Origin of the sequence: Prevotella pectinovora (assembly GCF_000834015.1) — a bacterium.
GTDB lineage: Bacteria > Bacteroidota > Bacteroidia > Bacteroidales > Bacteroidaceae > Prevotella > Prevotella pectinovora.
Genome location: NZ_JXQI01000021.1, coordinates 143077 through 168177, shown reverse-complemented (window position 1 = coordinate 168177; position 25101 = coordinate 143077). Strand labels below are relative to the sequence as shown.

Here is a 25101-nt window from a genome sequence, read left to right as displayed (position 1 = left end):
TACGAATTCTAAGTTCGCATTCCCAAAGATCTGTAATTATCAACCATCTCTTTTATTCTGTTCTCTATCTTCTCCCGTATTATGACTGGCGAAAGAACCACAAGTTCCTTTCCAAAACTAGTCAATTCACGAATAAGTTCATAATTCTCCTTGCAATCTATGCTGAAGAATTTTCCATTAGAAAGTGTCGGGTACATTTCCCTTAATTTCATTTCTTCACTTCCGCTTATGTTCTTTTGTGAATCGTGAATAGGCTTCGTTGCAACATAATCTTTTGATATATCACTAACCCAGAAAACTATATTGAACACAGGACTTCCCTCGCTTATCGTCACACCTATTATATCATCAAAGATTTCACTTATTTCGCCATCATAATCTATATATTTATGCGATGGCAACGGAACCACATTGTCAATTCTGTCAAGACTGAAACAAAGTAGTTTCCCATCTGATTCGGCTGCTGCAAACAGAAACCAACGGCGGTTGTATTCTTTCAAAAGATACGGATGTATATTGACAGCCAACCCAGTATGCGGTGAGAAAAACTTATGATAATGCAATTCCACGACCTGTCGATGTGAAATAATGGTAAAAAGTTCACCAAGCAAATTGGAATTCTCCAAAGGATTTTTTGTTAAAGATATAATTCTCCTTTCATTCTTTCTTACACCCAATCCGAGTCTTAACCCTTCCAAAGCATCCAAATTTGGAAGTCCTTCGAACTGTCCAAGCAATGAAAGTGCTTCTTTCAACAGATATTCTTCGTCATCACTCAAATCTTTTTTGAAGATTGAGAATGATGGCATCGTATATCTGAGACATCGCTTGTTATATGACTTCTGCTTCTCACGATTATATCCAGGAACGGTGTAACGTTCAATCTCCACCAAGAAAGGACCCTCATATTCCAAATAGCGAATATCCTTCTCTATAGTCCGACGACCGACACCATCTGTATCGGGATACAATTCGGCAAGCCGCTTGTTGACTTCTTCCGTCAAATCATCAAGCGAATAGTTATGATACCGACAACTAAGCAGTTCGTCAAGTATCTTAAATCGAGTCATTGCATTTTTATTTTTGGGCATAGTCTTTATATTTTGATGGTGCAAAGTTACATCTGCAAAACGAACCCTATGTTCGTTTTATTGTGTGACATATATAATATTTCTGCCGATTCAACTTGTATTTGTTAGAGATAAATGATATATTTGCATAATACTTAGCTGCACTCGGCAAATTGAGAGTGAAACTCTCTTTGCACTCGTTGGCAAAGTATTTGCACTCACATCAAGTCAAGAACAAAAAAACTTACAACTATGAAAAATTCCAATATATTCTTCGGAGAAAGCTGCAAGGCGCAATTCGCAAACATTATATATAAGCATCTGATGAAACGGGAATGGTTCACCAATACAGATGTAATGGTAGAGTATCTCGACAAGAAATCGGCGAATGAACTTCAATATAGTGTTACGAAATGCAAAAACTATACCCAACTGAAAAAGGCATTCAACGAGTTGAAGACTGCACTGACCGACAGGATCGGCGCCGGCTGCATTGAGGAAAAAGGAAACAACCGTGACAAAAGTTTCAGATATACAGGAAGCAATCCTGACCCACTAAGGGATATGCGCAACGCCATGGTTATAAAGAACATAAATAAGTATTGGCAATTCTGTCAGAATTCTGCGGGATTCTTTCCTACGTCGTGGCTTGAATATTTCTTCCAGGATTGCGAAGACCTGCTTGAAATAAAGAAGAATAAGCGTGAGGGCAAACAGATACTGGCTTCGAGTCTCGACCGAATGCTGACAAACATCGAGCTTCTTCCTTTCCTCTACGAAGCTATCATAAAAAAGCAGGTGTTGTCTATCGACTACAAGCCTTATGATGAAGAAGAGCGCAACTTGACTTTTCATCCTCATTTCCTGAAAGAATTCAATGGCAGGTGGCATCTCCTGGGCCATGCCGACGGCCAGACTCCTGAGAATGGATACAACATCGCCCTCGACAGAATATGTTCGAGACCTCGCGAACTCTATAAAATCGCCTTCAAGCCTGCCCCAAAAGGATTCTATAATGAGTATTTCAAAAACATCGTAGGTGTAACCCACACGAAAGACAAAGAGGGAAATCCTTATCATGCAGAAGCAGTACACATACGTGCACACTCTCACTATATCTTCAAATTGACGGACACCAAGAGAATCCACCCAAGCCAGGAAGTGTCAATCCAGTTTGGAGAGCATGAAGACGGTAAATATGGTGAGTTCGTCATCCATGTAGAACTCAACAACGAATTCATCGGCCGCATCCTTCAGATGGGCGACGGACTCGAAGTTGTAAGCCCTGAAAACATACGCAAGATATTTGCCGACAGAATAGAGAATATGCACAGGCTATATGCAAAAGGCACAGAAAGCACCGACAAAGATTCATAAACGGAATGGTTCCAAAAGCAAAAGAACCAATCACGCCATAATAATACTTGCAGAATACGACTCATAATCATAAATTTGCACCTGTATTAACGAACGGAATATTAACCAACTAAAAAGCATACGATATGAATATACCTGCATTAGTGGAAAACCAGAAGAAGTATTTCGGAACATACTCTGTCATGGCAATGCTGAACGCACAGACCGTACTCGACCACATACAGAAAGTGGCCGACATAGAGGGGGAACAGAACGAGAACAACGAAAATCTATGGTTCCACCCCGTAATGAGCCATTTATACAATGCGAAGAATGGATATGACAAACAGCCGGAAAAGACTATGTTCATCATCGAACGTCTGCAGTCATATTTTCCTTTCCTCAAGATTATGGCTGAAAACCAAAGAGAGTATTCGAACGGAAAATACAAACAGAATAGGGTTGAGGTGAACAGCAACGACATCTTTGAAGTTCTGAAAAGGGCTTTCGGTGTGCTGAAAATGTATCGTGACCAGGCCAGCCATTACAAGACATACGATGAGAAGCTGATTGACGGTTGCGAGTTTCTGACAAGTACTGAGCAGCCTCTTTCCGGAATGATAAACAACTACTACACTGTAGCACTGCGAAACATGAATGAGCGTTATGGATACAAAACCGAAGACCTCGCCTTTATACAGGACAAAAGATTCAAATTCGTCAAAGACGCATACGGAAAAAAGAAATCACAAGTAAATACCGGTTTCTTCCTCAGTTTGCAAGACTACAACGGCGACACACAAAAGAAACTCCACTTGTCTGGAGTCGGCATAGCCTTGCTTATCTGTCTGTTCCTCGACAAGCAGTATATCAACATCTTCCTGTCAAGGCTTCCTATCTTCTCTTCCTATAATGCACAATCGGAAGAGCGACGCATCATCATCCGTTCTTTTGGAATAAACAGCATCAAGCAGCCCAAAGACCGCATCCACTCGGAAAAGAGCAACAAGTCGGTGGCCATGGATATGCTCAATGAAATAAAGCGTTGTCCAAACGAACTGTTCGAAACACTCTCGGCAGAAAAGCAGTCTCGATTCAGAATCATTTCCAATGACCACAACGAAGTGCTTATGAAGCGTAGTTCCGACAGATTCGTGCCATTGCTATTGCAATATATTGACTACGGCAAGCTGTTCGACCACATCCGTTTTCATGTGAATATGGGGAAACTGCGCTATCTGCTCAAAGCCGACAAGACCTGCATCGACGGTCAGACACGAGTGAGGGTGATAGAACAGCCTCTCAACGGTTTCGGAAGATTGGAAGAGGTTGAAACGATGAGAAAGCAAGAAAACGGAACTTTCGGCAATAGCGGCATTCGTATTCGCGATTTTGAGAACATGAAAAGAGACGATGCCAATCCTGCAAACTATCCATACATCGTGGACACATACACTCACTATATACTGGAGAACAACAAGGTGGAAATGTTCATAAGCGATGAAGAAACCCCTGCCCCATTGTTGCCTGTAATTGAGGATGACAGATATGTGGTAAAGACCATTCCATCCTGCCGTATGAGCACTCTTGAAATACCTGCCATGGCATTTCATATGTTCCTGTTCGGTAGCAAAAAGACCGAAAAGCTTATTGTCGATGTTCACAACAGGTATAAGAGATTGTTCAAAGCGATGCAAAAAGAAGAGGTGACAGCTGAAAACATAGCCTCTTTCGGCATTGCAGAAAGTGATCTGCCCCAGAAGATTATTGACCTCATCAGCGGGAATGCTCATGGCAAGGACGTTGACGCCTTCATCAGGCTTACCGTTGATGACATGCTTGCCGATACCGAACGGCGCATCAAGAGATTTAAAGACGACCGTAAATCCATACGTTCTGCCGACAACAAGATGGGCAAGCGCGGTTTCAAACAGATTTCTACAGGTAAGCTGGCGGATTTCCTCGCCAAAGACATTGTGTTGTTCCAACCTTCTGTAAATGATGGCGAGAACAAGATTACGGGATTGAACTACCGCATCATGCAGTCTGCCATCGCCGTTTACAACAGTGGCGACGATTATGAAGCCAAGCAACAGTTCAAGCTGATGTTTGAGAAAGCCCGGCTCATCGGCAAAGGCACAACAGAGCCTCATCCTTTCCTATATAAGGTATTTGTGCGCTCTATCCCTGCCAATGCCGTGGATTTCTACGAGAGGTATCTAATAGAGCGCAAATTCTATCTCATCGGACTCTCCAACGAGATAAAGAAGGGAAACAGGGTGGATGTGCCTTTCATCAGACGAGACCAGAACAAATGGAAAACACCTGCTATGAAGACTCTCGGCAGAATCTATGATGAAGACCTGCCGGTGGAATTGCCTCGACAGATGTTCGACAACGAAATCAAGAGCCACCTGAAATCGCTGCCGCAGATGGAGGGCATTGATTTCAATAATGCCAACGTCACGTATCTCATCGCAGAATATATGAAACGTGTATTGAATGATGACTTCCAGACATTCTATCAGTGGAAGCGCAACTATCGCTATATGGACATGCTGAGGGGTGAATACGACAGAAAAGGCTCGTTGCAGAGCTGTTTCACATCCGTAGAAGAAAGAGAAGGTTTATGGAAAGAACGTGCAAGCCGGACTGAACGCTACAGAAAACTGGCTTCAAACAAAATCAGGTCTAACAGACAGATGCGTAATGCCTCTTCTGAAGAAATTGAAACGATATTAGACAAGCGTTTGAGTAACAGCCGCAACGAATACCAGAAAAGTGAGAAGGTAATCCGCAGATACAGAGTACAGGATGCCCTGCTCTTCTTATTGGCAAAGAAGACTCTGACGGAACTGGCGGATTTCGACGGCGAGAGATTCAAACTGAAAGAGATTATGCCTGACGCAGAAAAGGGAATCCTGTCTGAGATTATGCCTATGTCATTCACTTTTGAAAAGGGCGGCAAGAAATATACCATAACATCGGAAGGCATGAAGCTGAAGAACTATGGTGATTTCTTCGTCTTGGCAAGCGACAAGAGAATCGGCAACCTGTTAGAACTTGTTGGCTCCGACACTGTATCCAAGGAGGACATCATGGAAGAATTCAAGAAGTATGACCAATGCCGACCGGAAATATCGAGCATCGTTTTCAACTTGGAGAAATGGGCATTCGACACTTATCCTGAGTTGTCAGCGAGAGTTGACAGAGAAGAAAAGGTTGATTTCAAGTCCATCTTAAAGATTCTCCTAAACAACAAGAATATCAATAAAGAACAAAGTGACATATTGCGAAAAATCAGGAATGCTTTCGACCACAACAACTATCCCGACAAAGGTGTTGTTGAGATAAGGGCTTTGCCTGAAATTGCCATGAGCATAAAGAAAGCATTTGGAGAATATGCCATCATGAAATAGTTCCAAACCTCTGGTGTCATCAGATATATGATGGCACCAGAGGAGGAAAATAACAGTACGAATTTGGGCAGAACATAAAATATTCCTATTTTTGCATAACCATAACATTCAAATATTTCATTTATGAAAACAAAATCAATTAAAAACATTGATTATAAGGATGTTATCGATTGTAGGTTGTGGAAGGTCCAGTTTTGAGGGGCTATTACAACTCATGTTAGTAACATTAGAGACGTTCCATTGTTGTGGAAGGTCCAGTTTTGAGGGGCTATTACAACAACATTCCAGTTGGAGATATCTCGTTGTGGAAAGTCCAGTTTTGAGGGACTATTACAACACCGGGAATGGTTCCAAATTTGAAGGAACCATTCCCGCTTAAAATTTCCTTGCCATACCCATCATTTCATTCTATCTTTGCAGCGTCAATCATCGGAACCACCCCGCTGATTGACGCTGCAAAACGTTTGGTGGCAACTCGAAATTGAAATAAAAAATGGAGAACACAATAAGACAATAGAAGCACATGACCAAGAGGTTGCAGCAGATGCGGAATGGTTCCAAAACAGAAGGGACCAATGTTAACGCCAAAACCTTTTGCTCTCATAAGAAACTGGCATACCTTTGCTCCACCGAAACCTCCACGGTGTGTACAAAAATGGAGGCTCACCAAAACAAGAAAACTATGACAGAATCAGAAAAAGAACGTTGGCAGCTCATCGGTGTGATTGCAACCGCAGTCGGCACCGCTATCGCAGGCTACTTCGCAGGAAAAAAGTAGAGCTATGAGCAAGAAGATAAAGGTTCTCCACCTACACGAATTGTTCCAAATAGGTGAGAACCTATATCTTCACAGAGGTTTCGACTAAGAAAATGAAAAAACAAAATCCAGACAAGCACTATAAAAAGAATACAACAAACGGCCTGATAACCGTTTGAAGTTAAATCTCCAAGACTATGAAGAAGGACAAGAAAGAAACAATGATGCAGCCTACCAACAAGGTTCACAAAAAGAACAATAGGGCAAGAGGCAGAAAGGCAGAAGCCAATGCTCGTCGAAAGGTGGCAAAAAGCTGGGACAAGATTGCCCATGGAAGCAGATACCAGAAAGCTGCTGCAAAGGAGTCTTGCAGACGTGCGACGAAACAGATGGAGGAGGAACTGTTTGACGGCATATTGCTGAACCTTCGCTGCAAAAACAAGGTTAAGTCGTATAATGCCCAGAAGCGCATTCTTCGCCGCATAGTGGAAAAACGCCAGGCTCAACAAGCATACAGCAAGGTGGGACGAAGAAGAGACCGCTTCTCAAGCCATATCTACCGCCACTGCACAAGCAAAAGCATGAGTGAACTGAGAGACCATCAGTTGTGTGCATGACAACCACGCAGGAATGGTTCCAAATTCACTTAAATTCATCATCAAAGGCGACGGCCTATTCCGTCAAAAACAACAAAAAACTAAAAGCATATGAATGCTCTAGCACTCATTGCCGCCAAGGCATTACCAGCCCTTTCGGGAAGTTCTCTAACATACAATCCAGAGAAGAACGTGTTTCTGACCTGTGGTTACACCAGCGCCGCCGGCAACACCTACTACAAGGCAATCCGTATCTCCGACCGTCTTGCAGTGTACTACAACATCGGCCAAGGACATACCCACACCTTCCTCAACGGTATAACACTGTTTGGATGGGACGGCAAAAAGGCAAGAATCATTGCCCAGAAATCATGGGGAGGATACAACTGGAGAGCATTCTCTGAGTTCTTTGCCAAAGAGCAAAGCATTCTCATGCTAAAAGACTTCCTCATAGGACAGGCAAAAGCTCTCGGGCAGCGAATCAGCGAGCATCAGATATTATCTTTCTCAAAAGAGATGATTGAGCAGACTCAGCGTAAAATGCTTGCATGATCTGTCCCTCACAGAAAGAGAGAAAACGAAAACTAATTAACTAAACCTTAAAAGAAAGGAAAAAAACATGGCTTCATTAGCAAAGGCAATAAGCAAAAACTTGTTTGACAGCATACTACCTACTTTCGGCAATCAGAGAGCCAGCATTCCGGCATGGGACAATGGACAGAAGATGTTCATCTGTAACGAATATGAAAGTGGAAACGGGAACCGATACTATCGGGGAATTCGTTTCTGCGACCGCATAGTCATAGTGGAGAAAGTGGGACTCTACCACAACTGGACCTACATTGACAGCATTGAGATATATGCCTTCAACGGAAAGAAACTTGAGCTGATACAGAAGCGAGACTATGACAAGGTGCACAGAAACGAAGAGTTCATACGCGCGGAATCAGAAAGGATGGTCAAGGATTACCTCGCAGGCATACTGAAATCACAACGCACATCAGTACCGGCAGCAGAAATCGAGATACAGGCAAAAAGTCTGATCGGCAAATGCTACAAGAGTTTCCTTGATGCAGATTTCAATACTCGCCTTACACAAATATTACCAGCAATAGAACAGAAATAATATGGAGAATATACAGATAGACCCCAAAAACCTGCAGCAGATGCTCGCTTACGAGCTAATTGCCAACACCAACAGCAGTTTTTTTCTCACAGGACGTGCAGGAACCGGCAAGACCACCTTTCTACGCAACGTTCAGAAGATGGCTGACAAGCAGTTTATAACATTGGCACCTACCGGAGTCGCCGCAATCTTGGCTGGCGGCGACACCATACATTCCTTCTTCGGTCTTCCGATGGAAGTATGTCCTCCTGGAACCTGTGGAAAACTGAATGAGGCCCGCATCCTGACGCTCCTGCATGCCGACACCATCATCATCGATGAGGTGTCAATGGTGAGATGCGACATAGTGGATGCCATCGACTACACGCTGCGCAAGACTCTGCGCACCACATTGCCCTTCGGAGGCAAACAGATAATCTTCGTTGGCGACATGTTTCAGCTGCCTCCAATAGTGAGACATGGAGCAGAATGGGAATTGATGCACGACATCTATCAGACCAACGAGTTCTTCTTCTATAAAGCCAATGCCATAAAAAACATGCGCATGGTGAAGATTGAATTTCAGAAGGTGTATAGACAGGATGACGACAAGCAATTTCTGCATATCCTTGAAAATGTACGCATGAACAAGGTAACACCTGAGAACATCATGAATCTCAACCGCCGCGTGGTGCAGCCTGAAGCCAAGGATGGAATGGTCATCACACTGACGTCTCTCAACAAGACCGCCAGCGAGATAAACCACAAGTGTCTTTCTGAGATTGATGCTGAGGAATTCGTCTACGAGGGAACCGTTTCAGGGAAGTTCGACGACAAGAGACTGCCTGTGGATCTGAACCTTCATCTTAAGGTTGGCGCACAAGTGATGTTCACCCGCAACGACCAGCTTAAGCGATGGGCTAACGGCACACTTGCGAAGGTGGTGAAACTCACGAAAGACGAGATCCACGTCTGTCTCAACAACGGCAACACCTACACCGTGCCTTGCACCTCATGGGATTCTGTAGATTTCGAATATGACCACAAGTTGCAAAAACTGAAAAAGGATGTCACAGGCACATTCACACAATATCCACTGAAGTTGGCATGGGCTATCACCATACACAAAAGCCAAGGCATGACATTCGACAAGATGTCGCTGAACCTTAGCCATGGTCTCTTTGCTGCAGGGCAGCTGTATGTGGCATTGAGCCGAGTGAGGACATTGGACGGACTGTTCCTCTCCAAAGATGTCATACCGCAGTATGCGTATACAAACCGTGAAATTCTAGCTTATGCCAGTGGGTATAACGACGAGCATCTCATAAACAACGAGATAGAGAGCGGCAAAGCAGTATATGCGGCACTCAAGCAGAACGACTACGACGAAGCCGCCAGGCAATACCTGCTATTGGTGAACAAGAAAGCTCTGGCTGGAGATATCAAGGAGGCGATGCTACAAGCCAAAAGATTCCTCGACACTGTAGTATGCGATGATTTCCTGATGGGAAGCATAGAGAATGTTCCAACAGAACTGTTAAAAGCCAATCATTGGCCAGCAACGTTCTTGGCGGCATTGCTCAGCCTCTATGCCGGAAAATACGAACAGGCTTTGATGTTGGCGGATACAGTTCTTCAGAAGCATCTATGTCAGGAAGCCCTATACGTGAAATCCCGTGCATTGGCAATGTCAGGCAGATACAACGAAGCTGACGAAGTGAACGTTCTAATGGGAGATGTCTTCGACATGGCGACCCCTGATGCCAAGGTGCTCTACAATATTGCCATGCTCAACGAAATGCACATCGGCGAACCAGGTCTCGACTTGATGAGAAAACTGGTTGAAGCGAAACCGAAATACGACCGTGGCATTCATGCCCTACGCATGCTGATGAAGCGCAAATCCATCATGCTCGATTCTACGAGAGAAAGCGAACTGATAGAGGCATTCAATTCGGATATGACAGAAGAAGAGTTTGACAATCTATTGAAGTACACCCGCAAGAAAGCGCCAAAGTCCGTCAGCTATCTGATAATGCGAATCAAGAAGCAAGAGTTTGACGAAGGACTTGCCTGAAGAATACGTGATGCCACAACCTATCTGGTTCCAAAGAATCAGAGAGCAATGAGTGCTATGCAGTTGATACCCGTTGGCGGAATTAATTTAAGTTGATAAATATGAGTAAAAAGTTGTACATATCACTGATTTTTAGTAACTTAGTGGTGATCAAAACATTAAGTTCAAACCATCGTATGTACAACCTTTATACAAAATTCGTCAAAATACTTGAGATATGCAAGCAATTCTCTGAAAATCTCGTCAACGAATCGGGTAATGTTCCACATCGTGGTTCTGTTCCCAGATTTTCTGGATTTGGAAGTGGTGGCGCTATCCCTGACAGCAGAGACAGAGTGCATTGATAGTGAGAAATGGTTGTTCGACTATAATTAGAGTATATGGAATATAATCCGACCGGAATATCCATCATCCGACCGGAAATCCGACCGATAATCCGACCGATTTAGCTCTAATCGGTCATAATATCCAATTAATCCACTTTTTTCAAAAAAACCGTCAGCCATCTGGTCTTCAATGCGGAAGTATCTGTAATTCAGACACTTCCGCATTTTTTGCATGACGAAAACCATCGGGTGATTGTCTGGATGGTTAGGGAATAAGAAGATTTAATCGTATGGAAGGGGATGGAATATGACATGAGGGGGAAATGGACCGTATTTTATAGGCATACGGACCGGAAAGCGGACACGGGATGGAGCGAAGCGCGCACGACTGCATCACTGTCTCGCCAAGCCCTGATCAATCATCAGGGCTGAACAAAGGACCGGGATAATATAATCATAAACTTTAAAAAAGCATTGAGTATGCATTATGAAATCAAGTATTCGGATTTCGTGAAGGGAGAATTCACGACACCGTACAATTGGGTTCATTGTTTGAACGAAAACTGCGAGATAAAGAAGAGATGCACGAGATGGCATGTCATCAGAAAGATGAAACAGAAGGACCTGTGTGGGAAATGTATCCTGCCGACCTCAAACCCGGTGGAAGGATGCAAACTGTTTCATAAGATGAAGAAGATAAAGGTGGCATGGGGATTCAAGAAGGCTCTCGGCAATATAAAGGCATGCGACTATAAGGCCATACGCCACGACATCATCAAGACAATGAGCAACAGAAGGGACTTTTCGAGATACGACTCGGGGGCGTGGAAACTGACGGAAAACCAGCAGGAGAAGATAAAGAGGATTTTCGCCAACTATGGGTATGACGACGTGGAGTTTGACTTCTACGAAGAGATGGTCAGCTTTTTGAATAAATAATGGGCACGAAACGGACAGGAAAGATGCCCAACCGGGGCAAGCTGCTTGCCCCTATTGAGAAAGCACCGTGCCCATGTTGGGCAAGCACCGTGCCCAATTCTGAACCAAAACAGACTAAAATTCCAAATCGGCCATTTGGCTAAAAAAACAGACAATACCATGAAAACAAAAAGCATAAGAACAAACAAAAGGGGAAGGTTGAGGATATCTGCCAAGACCTCGGAGAAGTGGTTTGAGAGAATGAACAGTACTCAAACGAGTGAGGAAACGGAAGTGACGAACACGGAGAAGGAGACCGGGGAGAGGATTCCGACGAGGTGCTCACATGTGGTGAGGATGGTGGAGCATATCAGGCGGAGGTATGTGTTGAGATACAACACGGTGACAGAATGCACGGAGTATATGGAAAGGGACGGCAACGGACCTTTTGTGATGCTCGACATGAGGGCGCTGAAGAGAATCACACTTGAGGTGCAGTTGGCGGGCATCGCCGTGGGGTTTAATGACGTGAGAAACTATGTGGGGTCTGACTTCATCGGCTGTTTCGACCCCATCGGCGACTTCCTCGCCAAATGTGTGGGCCGCTGGGACGGCAGCGACCATATCGGCAGGCTTGCCGACACGGTGCCGACGGAGGACCCGGAGTGGAGGGAGAGATTCCACACGTGGTTTCTGGGAATGGTGGCGCAATGGACGGGCAAGACGGGGGAGCTGTATGGCAACAGCAACGTGCCGCTGCTCATCTCCGACCAGGGTTTCAACAAGAGCACGTTTTGCCGCCGGCTGCTGCCGCCGGAACTGAAATGGGGATATTGCGACAGTCTGCAGCTGGCAGAGAAGAAGCAGGTGTTGAGGGCGATGTCTGAACTGCTGCTCATCAATCTGGACGAGTTCAACCAGATATCGCCGAAGCTGCAGGAGGGATTTCTGAAGAATGTGGTGCAGCTGCCGGCGGTGAAGATGAAGCGCCCGTGGGGAACCGCCATCGAGGAACTGCCGCGCCGGGCATCGTTCATCGCCACGAGCAACATGCAGAATGTGCTGAGCGACCCGTCGGGGAGCCGCCGCTTCATCTGTGTGGATTTCAACCGGCCCATCGACGTGTCGACGCCAATAGACTACACCCAGCTCTATGCCCAGGCGCTGAGCGAGATAGAGAGTGGGCGCCGCTGGTATTTCGACAAACTGGAAACGGAGCTGCTGACGATGAGCAACGACAGGTTTCAGCGCACTATAGCGGCGGAGGATTTCTTCAAAGAGTATTTCCGCATCGGCAAGGAGAACGGCAGGGGTGAGTATATGACCACGGTGGCGATATTTCAGCATCTGCGCCAGAAGGCTGGTGCGGCGGCAATGGCCTCTACCAATCTCACGACACTCAGCCGCCGGCTGAAGGCGCTGCCCGGAATGACGTCGAGGAGGACATGGCGAGGCAACGAATTTCTCGTGGAACTGGTGGACAAATGACATTCCACCCATGAGGATGACGAATTGTCCAGACAATCCAAAGCAACTGTCAGGTCGATAATCATCAGATTATCAATGCGTTAGAGCAAAAACCAGACAATCTGACAGTTTCTGGAGAAATCAAGTTTTTCATATATTCCAACAGACTATCCTGCGAAATCTATCTTATGCAGGATGCCGGTGAGATAGGCTATCGCCATACCATAATTGGTGATGGGCACACCTTGTGACTGTGAGGAACGGATGCGGTCTAACACATAACGGCGATTGAACATGCAGGCGCCGCAATGGATAACGAGATCGTATGGCGAGAGGTCTTTGGGGAAATCACGGCCATTGACGAAACTTACCTGAAGGCCCTCGCCCACCCTTTTGCGCAACAGACGCGGCAGTTTCACCCTGCCGATATCCTCGCCCGCCGGCACATGGGCACAGGCTTCGGCTATCAGCACATGAGAACGGTCTGTAAGCCGGGCTATGCTCTCCGCTCCCTGTTTCAACGCCACGGCATCGCCCTTGTAGGCGGCGAAGAGCACGGAGAAGGAGGTCAGCCTACTGTCGACTGGCTTCTGTCCGTACACCTGCGGAAAGACCTGCGAATCGGTGATTATCAAGTGTGGACTCTCACGGAACGAGGCGAGAGCAGCAGCCAGCTTGTCGGGAGTGCAGCAGGAAACGATGCACCGCTTGTCGAGCAGTTCACGGATGGTCTGCACCTGTGGGAGGATAAGGCGTCCCTTCGGCGCCTCCTTGTCCTGTGGCATCACGAGCAACACCCTGTCGCCCTCAGCGGCAAGACTGCCCGTGATGGTCTCCTTGCCGAAATCGGGCGGCAGGAGCTGGAGCAGCAGCTGCATCATCCTGGAGAAACCGCTGCGGCGCAAGGCGCTGACAGCCACGGCAGGAACATCCAGTTCGCCGGACAGACGGTCGGCTACCTGTTCTGCATCCGCCATGGTGTCTGCCTTGCCCAGGACAAGGAGCCAGGGAGTCTTCTTGAGCCTGAGCCAAGAAGCCCACTCCCGTTCTTCCGGCGTGAGCACGGGTCCGCCCGCCACCATAATTACGATGTCGGCCTGCTTCACGGCAGTCTGCATCTTGCCAACGCGCAGATGTCCCAGCTGCCGGTCGGTGTCGTCAAATCCCGGTGTGTCGATAATCACACAAGCCCCCAGTCCGGGGAGTTCGGCAGCCTTCCTCACGGCGTCGGTAGTAGTTCCTGCCACGCTGGACACGATAGAAACGTCCTGTCCCAACCATGCGTTGAGCAGTGACGACTTGCCGGCATTCCTCTTCCCTATGAGGGCTATATGCAAGCGGGAAACCTGTGGTGTATTCTCCATATCTATGTCAGAATCTGAAATCTCTCTTTCCTTGTTTTATATCTTCCAGCCGCTTCGTGGCAATCGCCTTTATCTTCGGGTTCGGGATATGCTCCAACGCCTTGGCAATCTCCTGCTGTCCCTTCGCCCGGGTCTCAGGCGAGGCATAGTCTTCGAGATACTCCTGCAGCGTCATCAGGGCATTGGGTCCGCAGCAGTTTGCTATCTGTCCGGCCTTGAGCAGCGACATGAAGCGGTCGCCGGTGCGTCCTTCGCGATAGCAGGCGGTGCAGAAGCTCGGTATATGTCCCAAATCGAGCAGCCAGCCCACCACCTCGTCCAACGAGCGATGGTCGCTGACGTCAAACTGCTCGGTATGCTCCGGCTTTGAGTCGGCATAGCCTCCCACGCTGGTGCGCGAACCGCCGCTGATCTGCGACACGCCAAGCTCCAGCACACGGCGGCGCACGGCCTCTGACTCACGGGTGGAGATGATCATGCCGGTGTATGGAACGGCGATGCGGATGACGGCGACGATGCGCTCGAACATCTCGTCGGAAATGGCGTCGGGGAAGTCCTCTGTTGAGATATCGTCTGCCGGACAGATTCGGGGCACGCTGATGGTGTGTGGACCTACTCCGAACTTTGTCTCCAGATGCTCGGCGTGCATCATGAGGCCCACGAAATCGTAGCGATAGAGGTTGAGACCGAAGAGAACGCCGATGCCCACATCGTCGATGCCGCCCTCCATGGCGCGGTCCATAGCTTCGGTGTGGTAGGCGTAGTTGCTCTTGGGACCTCTGGGGTGGAGTTCCTCGTAGTGCTTCTTGTGGTATGTCTCCTGAAAGAGGATATACGTGCCGATGCCGGCGTCTTTCAGGCGGCGGTAGTTCTCCACCGTGGTGGCGGCGATATTCACATTGACGCGGCGGATGGCTCCATTCTTGTGATGGATGCCGTATATGGTCCGGATAGACTCCAGGATGTATTCTATAGGATTATTGCGCGGGTCTTCGCCGGCTTCGAGCGCCAGACGCTTGTGACCCATATCCTGCAGGGCTACGACCTCTCGTCTGATTTCCTCCTGGGTGAGCTTGCGGCGGGGTATGGTCTTGTTCTTGGCGTGGTACGGACAATATACGCAGCCGTTCACGCAATAGTTGGAGAGATAGAGCGGTGCGAACATCACGATGCGGTTGCCGTAGAAGCGCTGCTTTATCTCTTTTGCCAGATGGAAGATGCGGTCTACCAGATCGGGGACGTCGCACTCCAGGAGCACGGCAGCCTCACGGTGGGTCAGTCCGCCGCATTTCGCCGCCTTCTCAAGCAGATTCTCTATCAGCTCCCGATCGTTCTTATGCTCCGATGCGTATTGCAGCGTATCGAGAATCTCCTGATGGTTGATAAACTCTTCTGCCTCACCGGAGGCAGGATTAAAGATCTTGTCCATGTCATTATTCATTTAAAATCACCACGAGCCGTAGATATACGATACCCGATTTTATCCAATTCTTGTTTCAGCAGGGCCAGCCCTTCGGCTGCCTCCGTGCCCATCGCCGCCTTGTTGTCGTAGAGCGCATAGCTGGAGCGGTATGCCGCCGGCGAGAGGTTTGGCATCACCACATTGGCTCCTGCCAGTATGCCCCGGGCCTTGCCGTCGGGCAGGAGTGTGGAGAGCGCCGTAGTGGCTGGTATCAGCACCGACGGGAACATCAGGCGGAAGATGGAGAGCAGGCGCAGGGTGAGGTCGGCACTTCCCGGACGGCAATCCCTGAAAGGTGTGTCATGCTGGGGTATGAAGGGTCCGATGCCTATCATCTGCGGCTGGAAACGCCGGATGAAGCAGATGTCCTCCACCAGATGGTCCAGAGTCTGTCCGGGGCTGCCCACCATGATGCCGGTGCCGGTCTGATAGCCGGTTTCTTTGAGCCATTGCAGACATTGCAGCCGGTGTTCTCTTGACATAGACTCCGGATGGAGCCTGCGGTAATGGTCGGCATTATATGTTTCATGCCTCAGCAGATAGCGGTTGGCGCCGGCACGGAACAGTCCCTCGTATTCGCTCCTCGTCATCTCGCCCAGCGAGAGCGTGATGGCACAGTCGGGATAGGCGAGGCGTATCTCGCTGACCACGTCTTCCCACATAGCATAAGAGCCAGACTTCTCGCCACCTTGCAATACAAAAGTGCGGAAGCCCAGCTTATAGCCTTCCCGGCAAGAGGTCAGGATTTGTTCTTTTGTCAGTTCGTAACGCGCCACCGACATGTTGGCTGCCCGTATGCCGCAATAGTAGCAATTGTTGCGGCAGCGGTTGCCCACCTCTATCAGTCCGCGTATATAGATGTCATGACCAAACTGCCTGAGAGCCACCTCCCGCGCCTGCCGATGCAGATATTCCACGGCATCGGTGTCTGTCGTTGCCAGCAGCTGCCGGTATTCGTCTGGCGCGAGAGCATGGTCTCTGCGTAGTTTGTCAATCCATATCATCATAGGTCTTTGTCTCCTTGCCCAATTCCTTGTCGAACTGGCGCTTTCCGGCTTTCAGCTCATTGTGGACGCAAGGTCCGGTGATACATCCGCCCTCGCATGCCATGACCTCGATGAACTTGGCAGGAGCCTTTCCTGACTTGCCGTAAGCCCGCAGCATGGCGATGTTCTTCTTTGTCAGGTTAGAAACCTGGATTGCCTGCAATGACTCGGCTTTCTCCTTGAGATATGCCTTCACGGCGCCTGTCACGCCGCCCAACTCTCCGAAAGCATGTGCCTCGCGCACCGACTGCACCGCCATGCTATATGGAGCGGTGGTGCCCATGTCGATGCCCAGTCCGTCGATCACGGAAGAGATTTCCTCGAATGTGAGAACGAAGTCCACAGCTTCGTCGCTCTGGGCTTCCTTGCGCTTGGCAACGCACGGACCGATGAACACTACATCGGCGTCTGGATGCTGCTGCTTTGCCAGACGGGCGGTGTAATACATCGGCGAACGGGTGTCGGAAACGTATTTCGCCATGTCGGGAGCGTGTTTCTTCACCATCTCCTTGTATGAAGGACAGCAAGAGGTGGTCATGAAGGGCTGACCTTCTTCGAGTCTTTCCAGCAGCTCGTGGCCCTCACGCTCTACGGTCTCCATGGCGCCCTGTGCCACCTCGATGACGTCGGCAAAGCCCACCTCGCGGAGTGCGCCGTAGACCTGGTCTTTCTCTGCCTTGAACTGGCCGAGGATTGCAGGGGCAACGATGGCCACAAGCTTCTTCTTGCTACGGATTCTATAGAGCACGTCGAATACCTGGGATACCTCCATAATGGCGCCAAACGGACATGCGTTGAGACATTTTCCGCAGTATATACACTTGCTCTCGTCGATATGCTCTATGCCACGCTCGTCTTTGCTGATTGCCTTTACCGGGCATGACTCCTCGCAAGGAACGGGTATGTATACGATGGCATGGTATGGGCAGCTGTCGTGACAGATACCACAGCTGATACAAGCATCGTGGTCGATGAATGCCTGTCCGTTCTTCTTCAGATGGACGGCCTTCTTGGGACAGTTGGTCATACAATGGCGGGCGATACATCCACGGCACAGATTGGTGATTTCATAATTGATCTGAACGCAGGATGAACAAGCCTCGTCGATAACGGTAAGGATATCTTCTCTTGGAGCACCGCTGCCGGCTCTCTTCATGGCGCGGAAAGCAAATTCTGAGAGAGGTGTCAGCTCGTCGGTTTCGTCTTCCATCGTCATGCCCAACAACGGAAGTGACTTATATCTCCATACTGCTCTCTCTTTGTGTACACAGCAACGTCCTTCGTGTTTTGAACGGCGGGGACTCAATTGGATAGGCAGACGGTCAATGCGGTCTACTAATTCGTCATTTTTCCATAGCTTCACAAGTTCGGTCAACAGCTTGTGACGGACAATCATGACATTGTTCGTAAATGGCATATTCTTATTTCAGATTTATAGGTTAAACAACAGCCAGAACAGTCTGGCGCAAAACTTTGGGCAAAGTTATAAGAAAGCTTTGAGAGAGGCAAAGGAAATTCATTTTTTTTGATAGAAGAGGAGCCAAATAATGGTAATGACGCCTGGTTTAGCCTTAATCGGCCATCAGGCCCGCCTGGATTGTGATTTTGGGAAGAGTGGATTTCATCTGAGGATTAAGGAGTAATAGCGGGATAATGAGAATCAGAAACGAGCAAAAGACACCTTAAAAAAACAAAAGACTGCAAGTATGCCATATATACAATCCATTGCTGAACTGAATGAAATTATAAAGAAATGAGGTATCATCATATACAACATGCTGAATAAATTCATATCTTTGTATCTGTTAACATTATTAGCGAAAACAAGAGATTATCTAAGGACTTTCATTAGCTCCTTTACCCTCTCCCCTGCTTTTGTTATCTTTGCTGAGAATTAAAAAAAATAAATAGTATGGCAGGATATTTAAGAGATTTTGATTGGAGCATACCTCTCACACTGGGCAACCAGAAGTTCCCCACCACAACAATGGGAATAGAGGAACCTGACGGCACAGTAAAGAAGAGGCAGGTGTTTGCAGACAGCAAGGGAAACTACTATGGAATGAAAGATGGCAAGGCTATCCCAGTCATGATGCAGCATAATCTTGATGAAGTAGTGGTGACACCATCAAAGGAAGTTAAGCGGGGATTGCTCTCTGATGCTTTCAATCAGTATCTTACAATGAGCAATGACAAGACAAAAGTCAATAATGCTCCCCACAGAGAGTATAACCCACATCTTAAGGATGCCGCTGTCAGAGGAGCAAAGGACTATGCCCTCTGGGACAAGCAACACCCTAATGCTGCAGCTTGGAGAGATGTTGCAACAGCAGCGCCATTTGGAGTAATTGCAGCCCCCTTTATGGATGGTGTTGCATCAACCGCTTTAGGTCAAGGCATTACAAGAGGGCTGGGCTTCTTTGCTGACACAGCAAAGTACAACAGACTGTTCCCATGGATAGATGCAGCTGCAACTTCCTTATCTGGTGCTAAAGGACTACAAGACATTCAGAATGGAACATTTACCCCTGAAACAGCCTTGGATGTATCGACTTTGGCACAATTAGTAAAACCAATGTATGAATTGGGGAAAGGGCTGGGAATAGCAGCTTGGCATAGTCCCTTTGCTCAATATCCAAGATATTATGCAGGCAAATTCTATTATGGCAACGATGTGGAATTACCAACTTTATATAAAGCATCAAAACGAATGCCAGTAATAAAAGATGGAAAAATTCAGATTACTTCTCCAATTAATACATTTGCATTTGAAAATGGCAGGGGAGTAGACAGTCCAATAATTACAAATATGACAACAGATGTGCCGGTCAGAAAACATGATAGAGGAGATTGGAATACATCGTCAGTTATGGCATTTCCAGGTAAAACCTTACTTGGTAAACATGTTATTTCTACAAGACCTTCAGATACCTTCACGTATGGAGATAATGTCTTGGTAAAACCATCTAAAGTTATGTTCTTCTCTGGAAATGACATTGATCTAGGAATAGCTTCCAAAATGGGAATGAAAACTGTTACAAACAACAAATTGAAAAATACTTTTAATGCTCTTGATGACATTGAAAATACATCAAATGTAAAATTTGTTATAGAAAAACCAAATTCCGCAGATTATGCTTCAGAGATACGAAAACTCACAAGAGAAGCATCTAACTCACCAAGAGTCAAAGACTATAAATTCATGGATTGGGTATTTCAACCAAAGTTTAAAAGTGAGGTAATACCTTTCCAAGATATATCAAAAATGAGCCAAAAAGAAATAATGACTCTTCCAGAATGGGTTGGAGCACAGTTAGGAAAAGCTGACACAAGAGGGTATCTTCTTAATCCTGATGAATGGAGAAACGTTCTATATGATCCTGCGACACCTGCTGAAGCCATTTTCAGGGATACAAAAGGTATTGAAAGAAAATCAAAATAGGTTTAATAATAAATATTTATGACAAAGGAAGAGATAAGAACTTCAATAAATGAAGATAATATAATTGCAACTATAGAAGTTGAAGGTAAGAAACTTGTTATTTTCTATAGTAAATGGTTTAAAGGATTGTACAGTTATTTTAATTCTGATGAAGAAATGCGTAACTACCTCAAGGACAATTCGGAAAGTGTCTTTAAGGAGTTTATTGAGCAAGCCAAAATAGATGATGAATATTGGCTGAATATTGCTTCAACTGATGACTTTTCCTATTTCAAATTTAAAGGTTCTTCTTGTCAAACTCTACTTTTAGACCAATTGATTATTTTCAGACCATTAATTGAAAGATTTATAACACATGCCAAGCAAGGTACATTTTAAGAATGAATATTGTAAAAAACAGCATTGCAGACTATCTACCCAAAAACTAATTATAATAACAAGAAAGTAACTAGCACAGCTCCTCTCCAGGGGGTGTGCTTTTTATTGATAACCCTTTAAAAACAAAAGACAATGAAAATTACAATCAATACAGATGTCCTCCATGAAGAGAACCTTTCTCTTGGGGATTTCCTTGCATTGCTTATTGGCTACTATGACATTGACTACAAGGACAGCTTCTACAGAATGATAGAGACTGAACTTGCAGCACCTAATGTGTTTCATGGGGATTCCTTGATATTGTCGGACAATACATAGACGGAAAAATCCCGACCTTACGCATTGGAAGGCCGGGATTATATGGCATAAGGGATAAACCTGCTTGATAGTCGGGGGTTATCTGTTCATGAATCTTCTGTGGATGCTGCTGAAAATGCTTCTCTTCACTTTGTCTGAGGCAGCAGGAGCCATAGAAACGCTTCGTGGCGTGGTTCCGCTGACGCTGGAATATGACATATAACCGCTTTCCATTCCTCCGTAGCGGTATACGGTGCCGTCTGAATTCAGTGAATATGTGAGGTTGTAGTATTTGTTCTCTGTGCCTTCATAATCTTTCATAGTGTAGTCTACACCGGTCGGGAAGTATGACGGGCCCTTGCCTACATAACCGATAAAGAACAGGCCGGCGAGGAACGAGTCTGACTCTTCGTTGAGGAAGTTAGGCACATATTGGAGTGTTACGTTTGCCTTGGCATCATCATAGTCGAAGACTAAGGTTTCGACGTCTTTCTCACCATCCTCAACGAATGTGTAGACAGCCTTCCGGAGTTTGCCGTCGTTCCATGTGAAGGAATAATCGAATGAGGAACTGTATTTCTCCTTTTGTCCATCCTCGATGTAATAGCCGGAACCGCTGCCCTTGATTCTCGTAACGTTGCCTTTGTCGTTGTAGCTCACGCTGACGCTGCCCGAACCATGCTCCTCTGAGTCGGAGCTTTCATAGTCGTATTTCTCGGTGCAGCCGGTGATGTATCCGCTGCCGTTCGTACGGATGTTGCTGACCACACTGACGTCTTTATAGCCGTTGCCGTAGTTGTCTTGTGTAAAGATGAATGGGTTGTAGCTTGCCTCATACGGATGGCTGCCATAACCGAAGGATGCCAGCGTGCCGTCGCTGTTGTAGGAATATGTAAGGTTGCCGGCACCTGTCACTCTCACCTTCTTACCTGAAGTGGTCTCCAGAACGCCTGACTCGGTATTGGGTGTAGGCGATCCGCCTTCATCATCGTCATCACCGCACGATGCGAAACCTGCTGTAAGTGCAAGTGCTGCTACTACTGCCATTCCCATCCTGCTGAATGACTTGCCATAATCGAAAAATTTCTTGTTCATGTTCTTGTTCTCCTTGTTTTAGTCAAATCCACAAATGTTTTTAGGGGATTGATGTTAACATAATATTGATTATCTCTGCTGTGCAATCGTATATGAATTGCACTACAAAAATAGAGAATAACCGCCACTCATGAAAACGTCATTTCCCCCGATTTGGAACAAACGGCAACACAATGGGAACAAACGGCATAAATATCTGGGATAAGCGTACCAAAAAAAAATCCGCCCCGAGATGGGACGGATTAATTCCTATGAGATATATTCGGAGAATTATTCTGCCTTAGCTTCCTCAGCCTTTGCCTCCTCTGCTGCAGGTGCCTCTACTGGAGCCTCTGCCTTTGGAGCAGCCTTGCGGCTACGACGAGTCTTCTTGGCAGCTGCCTTTGGAGTCTTGGCCATGTTCTCATCATAGTCTACCAGCTCGATGAATGCCATCTCTGCTGCGTCACCCTTACGGATGCCCAACTTGATGATACGTGTGTATCCTCCTGGACGATCAGCCACTTTTGTAGAAATCTCTTTGAACAACTCAGTAACAGCGTACTTGTCCTGAAGATAACGGAAAACTACACGGCGTGAAGTTGTTGTGTCGTTCTTCGAACGTGTGATAAGAGGTTCTACGAACTTCTTCAAGGCCTTAGCCTTTGCGAGGGTCGTAGTGATTCTTTTGTGCTTGATCAGGGAGATAGCCATGTTTGTCAACATTGCCTTGCGATGGTCAGCAGTACGACCCAGATGGTTGAATTTTTTATTATGTCTCATTTTTTGTTTCTTGTTTTAAGGAGTTTCGCAACGGCAGGAGGAGCCGGATGGCTCCTTCGCCTGTATGCGGATATTATTCCTTATCTAATTTGTACTTAGAAATATCGGTTCCAAACGACAGATTCAGACTCTCGAGCAAATCATCAAGCTCTGAAAGCGATTTCTTACCGAAGTTGCGGAACTTCAAGAGGTCTGTCTTGTTGTACTGTACGAGATCGCCGAGTGTCTCTACGTCGGCTGCCTTCAGACAGTTGAGGGCACGAACGCTGAGGTTCATGTCTACAAGGCGTGTCTTGAGGAGCTGGCGCATGTGGAGAACTTCCTCGTCAAACTCCTGGTTTGTCTCAACGTCAGTGTTCTCGAGAGTGATCTTCTCGTCAGAGAACAGCATGAAGTGATAAATCAGGATCTTGGCAGCCTCTTTAAGTGCGTCTTTCGGGTGAATGGAACCATCCGTAGTGACTTCAAGGAGGAGCTTGTCGTAGTCGGTCTTCTGCTCAACACGATATGGCTCAACAGCATATTTCACGTTACGGATTGGGGTGTAAATTGAATCGATTGGAATTACGTTGACATCGGTGCAGAACTCACGGTTCTCATCAGCCGGAACATAGCCACGGCCTTTGTTGATAGTGAGGTCTATCTGCATTGATGCTTTTGCGTCTAAATGACAAATCACCAAATCAGGGTTTAACACTTCAAATCCAGTCAGATACTTACCGATATCACCAGCCTTGAATTCTGTGGAATTCTCAACGGTGACACTAACTTTCTCGTTCTCGAATTCTTCTACTACTTGCTTGAATCTTACTTGCTTCAAATTCAAGATAATGTTAGTTACATCCTCCTTAACTCCAGGAACTGAGGAGAACTCATGCTCAACACCAGCTATACGGATGGTGTTGATGGCATAACCCTCAAGGGAGGAAAGCAGAATGCGGCGCAACGCGTTGCCTATGGTAACACCGAAGCCAGGCTCAAGAGGACGGAACTCGAACTTGCCGAATTTGTCATTGGCCTCCAACATTACAACTTTGTCGGGTTTTTGAAATGCTAATATCGCCATTAATTTAATGATTATTTAGAGTACAACTCAACGATTAACTGTTCCTTGATATTCTCAGGAATATCAGCACGCTCTGGCTTGTGCAAGAACTTGCCGCTCTTTGTGTTCTCGTCCCACTCGATCCATGGGTACTTGCTGTGGTTGAAGCCAGCGAGCGCTGCCTCGATAACCTCGAGAGACTTAGCCTTCTCGCGAACACCAACAACCATACCTGGCTTAACGGCAAATGAAGGTATGTTAACAACCTTGCCATCAACTACGATATGCTTGTGGCTAACGAGCTGGCGGGCAGCTGCACGTGTAGGAGCTATACCAAGACGGAATACTACGTTGTCAAGACGGCTCTCAAGGTTCTGGAGCAGCACCTCACCGGTGATACCTTCAGCCTTTGCAGCCTTCTCAAACATATTACGGAACTGGCGCTCAAGTACACCATAGGTGTATTTAGCCTTTTGCTTCTCTGCCAACATGACACCGTACTCAGACATCTTTCTGCGACGATTGTTGCCATGCTGTCCAGGAGGGAAGTTTCTCCTAGACAAAACTTTGTCTGCGCCGAAGATTGGCTCACCAAAACGACGCGCAATTTTTGATTTCGGACCTGTATATCTAGCCATAATATTTAAAAAATCTTTGTTGATGCCCTGCATCGCCAGAAAAAACTACTTGCGATGCAAGGCAGATTGGGTATTCTTCTTGATTAAACTCTTCTACGCTTTGGAGGACGACATCCGTTGTGTGGCAATGGAGTAACGTCTACGATCTCTGTAACCTCGATGCCGGCACCGTGGATAGCACGGATAGCTGACTCACGACCGTTACCTGGACCCTTAACGTATGCCTTCACCTTGCGAAGACCGAGGTCGAAAGCGACCTTGGCGCAATCCTCTGCTGCCATCTGAGCAGCGTAAGGAGTGTTCTTCTTAGAACCACGGAAGCCCATCTTACCAGCTGAAGACCAAGAGATGATCTGACCCTCGCTGTTGGCCAATGACACGATAATGTTGTTAAAGGAGCTATGAACATGCAACTGTCCGAGAGCGTCAACCTTAACATTTCTTTTCTTTGCGACTGTTTTCTTTGCCATAACTCTAATTA

General features: G+C 46.7%; 22 protein-coding genes and 1 pseudogene. 13 read left to right on the top strand and 10 right to left on the bottom strand.

Translation table 11 applies throughout. From position 1 onward, the window contains the following. Positions 1-8: 8 nt before the first annotated feature. Complete coding sequence (locus ST42_RS02805) at positions 9-1091, bottom strand: helix-turn-helix transcriptional regulator (protein ID WP_044072150.1); 1083 nt, start codon at positions 1089-1091, stop codon at positions 9-11. Positions 1092-1322: 231 nt separating this feature from the next. On the opposite strand from ST42_RS02805, the gene ST42_RS02800 reads away from it, so the two are divergent. From ST42_RS02800 to ST42_RS02765, 10 genes and pseudogenes are all read left to right on the top strand, one after another. Continuing rightward, on the top strand, positions 1323-2447 hold the full coding sequence (locus ST42_RS02800; RefSeq protein WP_044072148.1) for a helix-turn-helix transcriptional regulator: 1125 nt from the start codon (positions 1323-1325) through the stop codon (positions 2445-2447). 125 nt (positions 2448-2572) lie between these two features. Next, on the top strand, positions 2573-5845 hold the full coding sequence (gene cas13b / locus ST42_RS02795; protein ID WP_044072147.1) for a type VI-B CRISPR-associated RNA-guided ribonuclease Cas13b: 3273 nt from the start codon (positions 2573-2575) through the stop codon (positions 5843-5845). A 523-nt stretch (positions 5846-6368) separates the two neighbouring features. Beyond that, positions 6369-6623 (top strand): hypothetical protein, encoded by a 255-nt coding sequence (locus tag ST42_RS13965; protein ID WP_044065293.1) that lies wholly within the window; start codon positions 6369-6371, stop codon positions 6621-6623. Positions 6624-6799: 176 nt separating this feature from the next. Next, positions 6800-7219, top strand: coding sequence for a hypothetical protein (locus ST42_RS02790; RefSeq protein WP_156139277.1), 420 nt, complete (start codon positions 6800-6802; stop codon positions 7217-7219). A gap of 90 nt (positions 7220-7309) precedes the next feature. Then, entirely contained in the window at positions 7310-7750 is a 441-nt protein-coding gene (locus ST42_RS02785) for a hypothetical protein (protein WP_044065292.1), read from the top strand. 67 nt (positions 7751-7817) lie between these two features. Then, the gene (locus ST42_RS02780; protein WP_044065290.1) at positions 7818-8324 is read left to right on the top strand and encodes a hypothetical protein; all 507 of its coding nucleotides are present in this window, start codon (positions 7818-7820) and stop codon (positions 8322-8324) included. Between the two features lies 1 nt (position 8325). Beyond that, positions 8326-10380, top strand: a complete 2055-nt coding sequence (locus ST42_RS02775) for a DEAD/DEAH box helicase (RefSeq protein ID WP_044072146.1) — start codon at positions 8326-8328, stop codon at positions 10378-10380. A gap of 101 nt (positions 10381-10481) precedes the next feature. Next, positions 10482-10743, top strand: a pseudogene (locus ST42_RS13745) (IS982 family transposase); the annotation flags it as partial. A gap of 443 nt (positions 10744-11186) precedes the next feature. Next, positions 11187-11645 (top strand): DUF6078 family protein, encoded by a 459-nt coding sequence (locus ST42_RS02770; protein WP_044072144.1) that lies wholly within the window; start codon positions 11187-11189, stop codon positions 11643-11645. A 159-nt stretch (positions 11646-11804) separates the two neighbouring features. Beyond that, positions 11805-13112 (top strand): VapE domain-containing protein, encoded by a 1308-nt coding sequence (locus tag ST42_RS02765; protein WP_231556883.1) that lies wholly within the window; start codon positions 11805-11807, stop codon positions 13110-13112. 146 nt (positions 13113-13258) lie between these two features. Here the strand turns inward: ST42_RS02765 and hydF are convergent, their stop codons facing one another. From hydF to ST42_RS02745, 4 genes are read right to left on the bottom strand one after another with little or no spacing between them, the layout of a single operon-like run. Beyond that, positions 13259-14461: a [FeFe] hydrogenase H-cluster maturation GTPase HydF gene (gene hydF / locus ST42_RS02760; RefSeq protein WP_044072143.1), complete on the bottom strand. Its 1203-nt coding sequence runs from the start codon at positions 14459-14461 to the stop codon at positions 13259-13261. A 1-nt stretch (position 14462) separates the two neighbouring features. After that, positions 14463-15884 carry a [FeFe] hydrogenase H-cluster radical SAM maturase HydG gene (gene hydG, locus ST42_RS02755; RefSeq protein WP_394365281.1) on the bottom strand — a complete coding sequence of 474 codons (1422 nt, stop codon included), beginning with the start codon at positions 15882-15884 and terminating at the stop codon, positions 14463-14465. Positions 15885-15892: 8 nt separating this feature from the next. Beyond that, the gene (gene hydE / locus ST42_RS02750; protein ID WP_042518156.1) at positions 15893-16924 is read right to left on the bottom strand and encodes a [FeFe] hydrogenase H-cluster radical SAM maturase HydE; all 1032 of its coding nucleotides are present in this window, start codon (positions 16922-16924) and stop codon (positions 15893-15895) included. Continuing rightward, positions 16908-18380: a monomeric [FeFe] hydrogenase gene (locus tag ST42_RS02745; protein ID WP_044072141.1), complete on the bottom strand. Its 1473-nt coding sequence runs from the start codon at positions 18378-18380 to the stop codon at positions 16908-16910. Before ST42_RS02745 ends, hydE begins: the two co-directional genes overlap by 17 nt. Before the next feature lie 495 nt (positions 18381-18875). Here ST42_RS02745 and ST42_RS02740 point away from each other — a divergent pair, with 495 nt between their 5' ends. From ST42_RS02740 to ST42_RS02730, 3 genes are all read left to right on the top strand, one after another. After that, entirely contained in the window at positions 18876-20405 is a 1530-nt protein-coding gene (locus ST42_RS02740; protein ID WP_042519075.1) for a hypothetical protein, read from the top strand. 18 nt (positions 20406-20423) lie between these two features. Further along, positions 20424-20783: a hypothetical protein gene (locus tag ST42_RS02735; RefSeq protein ID WP_022315753.1), complete on the top strand. Its 360-nt coding sequence runs from the start codon at positions 20424-20426 to the stop codon at positions 20781-20783. Positions 20784-20915: 132 nt separating this feature from the next. Beyond that, complete coding sequence (locus tag ST42_RS02730) at positions 20916-21101, top strand: hypothetical protein (protein WP_022315752.1); 186 nt, start codon at positions 20916-20918, stop codon at positions 21099-21101. A 78-nt stretch (positions 21102-21179) separates the two neighbouring features. Here ST42_RS02730 and ST42_RS02725 read toward each other — a convergent pair whose 3' ends face one another. The 5 genes from ST42_RS02725 to rpsK all read right to left on the bottom strand — a co-directional run bounded on the left by ST42_RS02725 (position 21180) and on the right by rpsK (position 25090). Then, on the bottom strand, positions 21180-22175 hold the full coding sequence (locus ST42_RS02725) for a hypothetical protein (RefSeq protein ID WP_044072140.1): 996 nt from the start codon (positions 22173-22175) through the stop codon (positions 21180-21182). Positions 22176-22445: 270 nt separating this feature from the next. Continuing rightward, positions 22446-22937: a 50S ribosomal protein L17 gene (gene rplQ / locus ST42_RS02720; protein WP_022315750.1), complete on the bottom strand. Its 492-nt coding sequence runs from the start codon at positions 22935-22937 to the stop codon at positions 22446-22448. A 73-nt stretch (positions 22938-23010) separates the two neighbouring features. Beyond that, positions 23011-24003 (bottom strand): DNA-directed RNA polymerase subunit alpha, encoded by a 993-nt coding sequence (locus ST42_RS02715; RefSeq protein WP_022315749.1) that lies wholly within the window; start codon positions 24001-24003, stop codon positions 23011-23013. An 11-nt stretch (positions 24004-24014) separates the two neighbouring features. Continuing rightward, on the bottom strand, positions 24015-24620 hold the full coding sequence (gene rpsD, locus ST42_RS02710) for a 30S ribosomal protein S4 (protein WP_044072186.1): 606 nt from the start codon (positions 24618-24620) through the stop codon (positions 24015-24017). An 83-nt stretch (positions 24621-24703) separates the two neighbouring features. Continuing rightward, positions 24704-25090 (bottom strand): 30S ribosomal protein S11, encoded by a 387-nt coding sequence (rpsK, locus tag ST42_RS02705; protein WP_042519081.1) that lies wholly within the window; start codon positions 25088-25090, stop codon positions 24704-24706. Between the last annotated feature and the right edge of the window lie 11 nt (positions 25091-25101).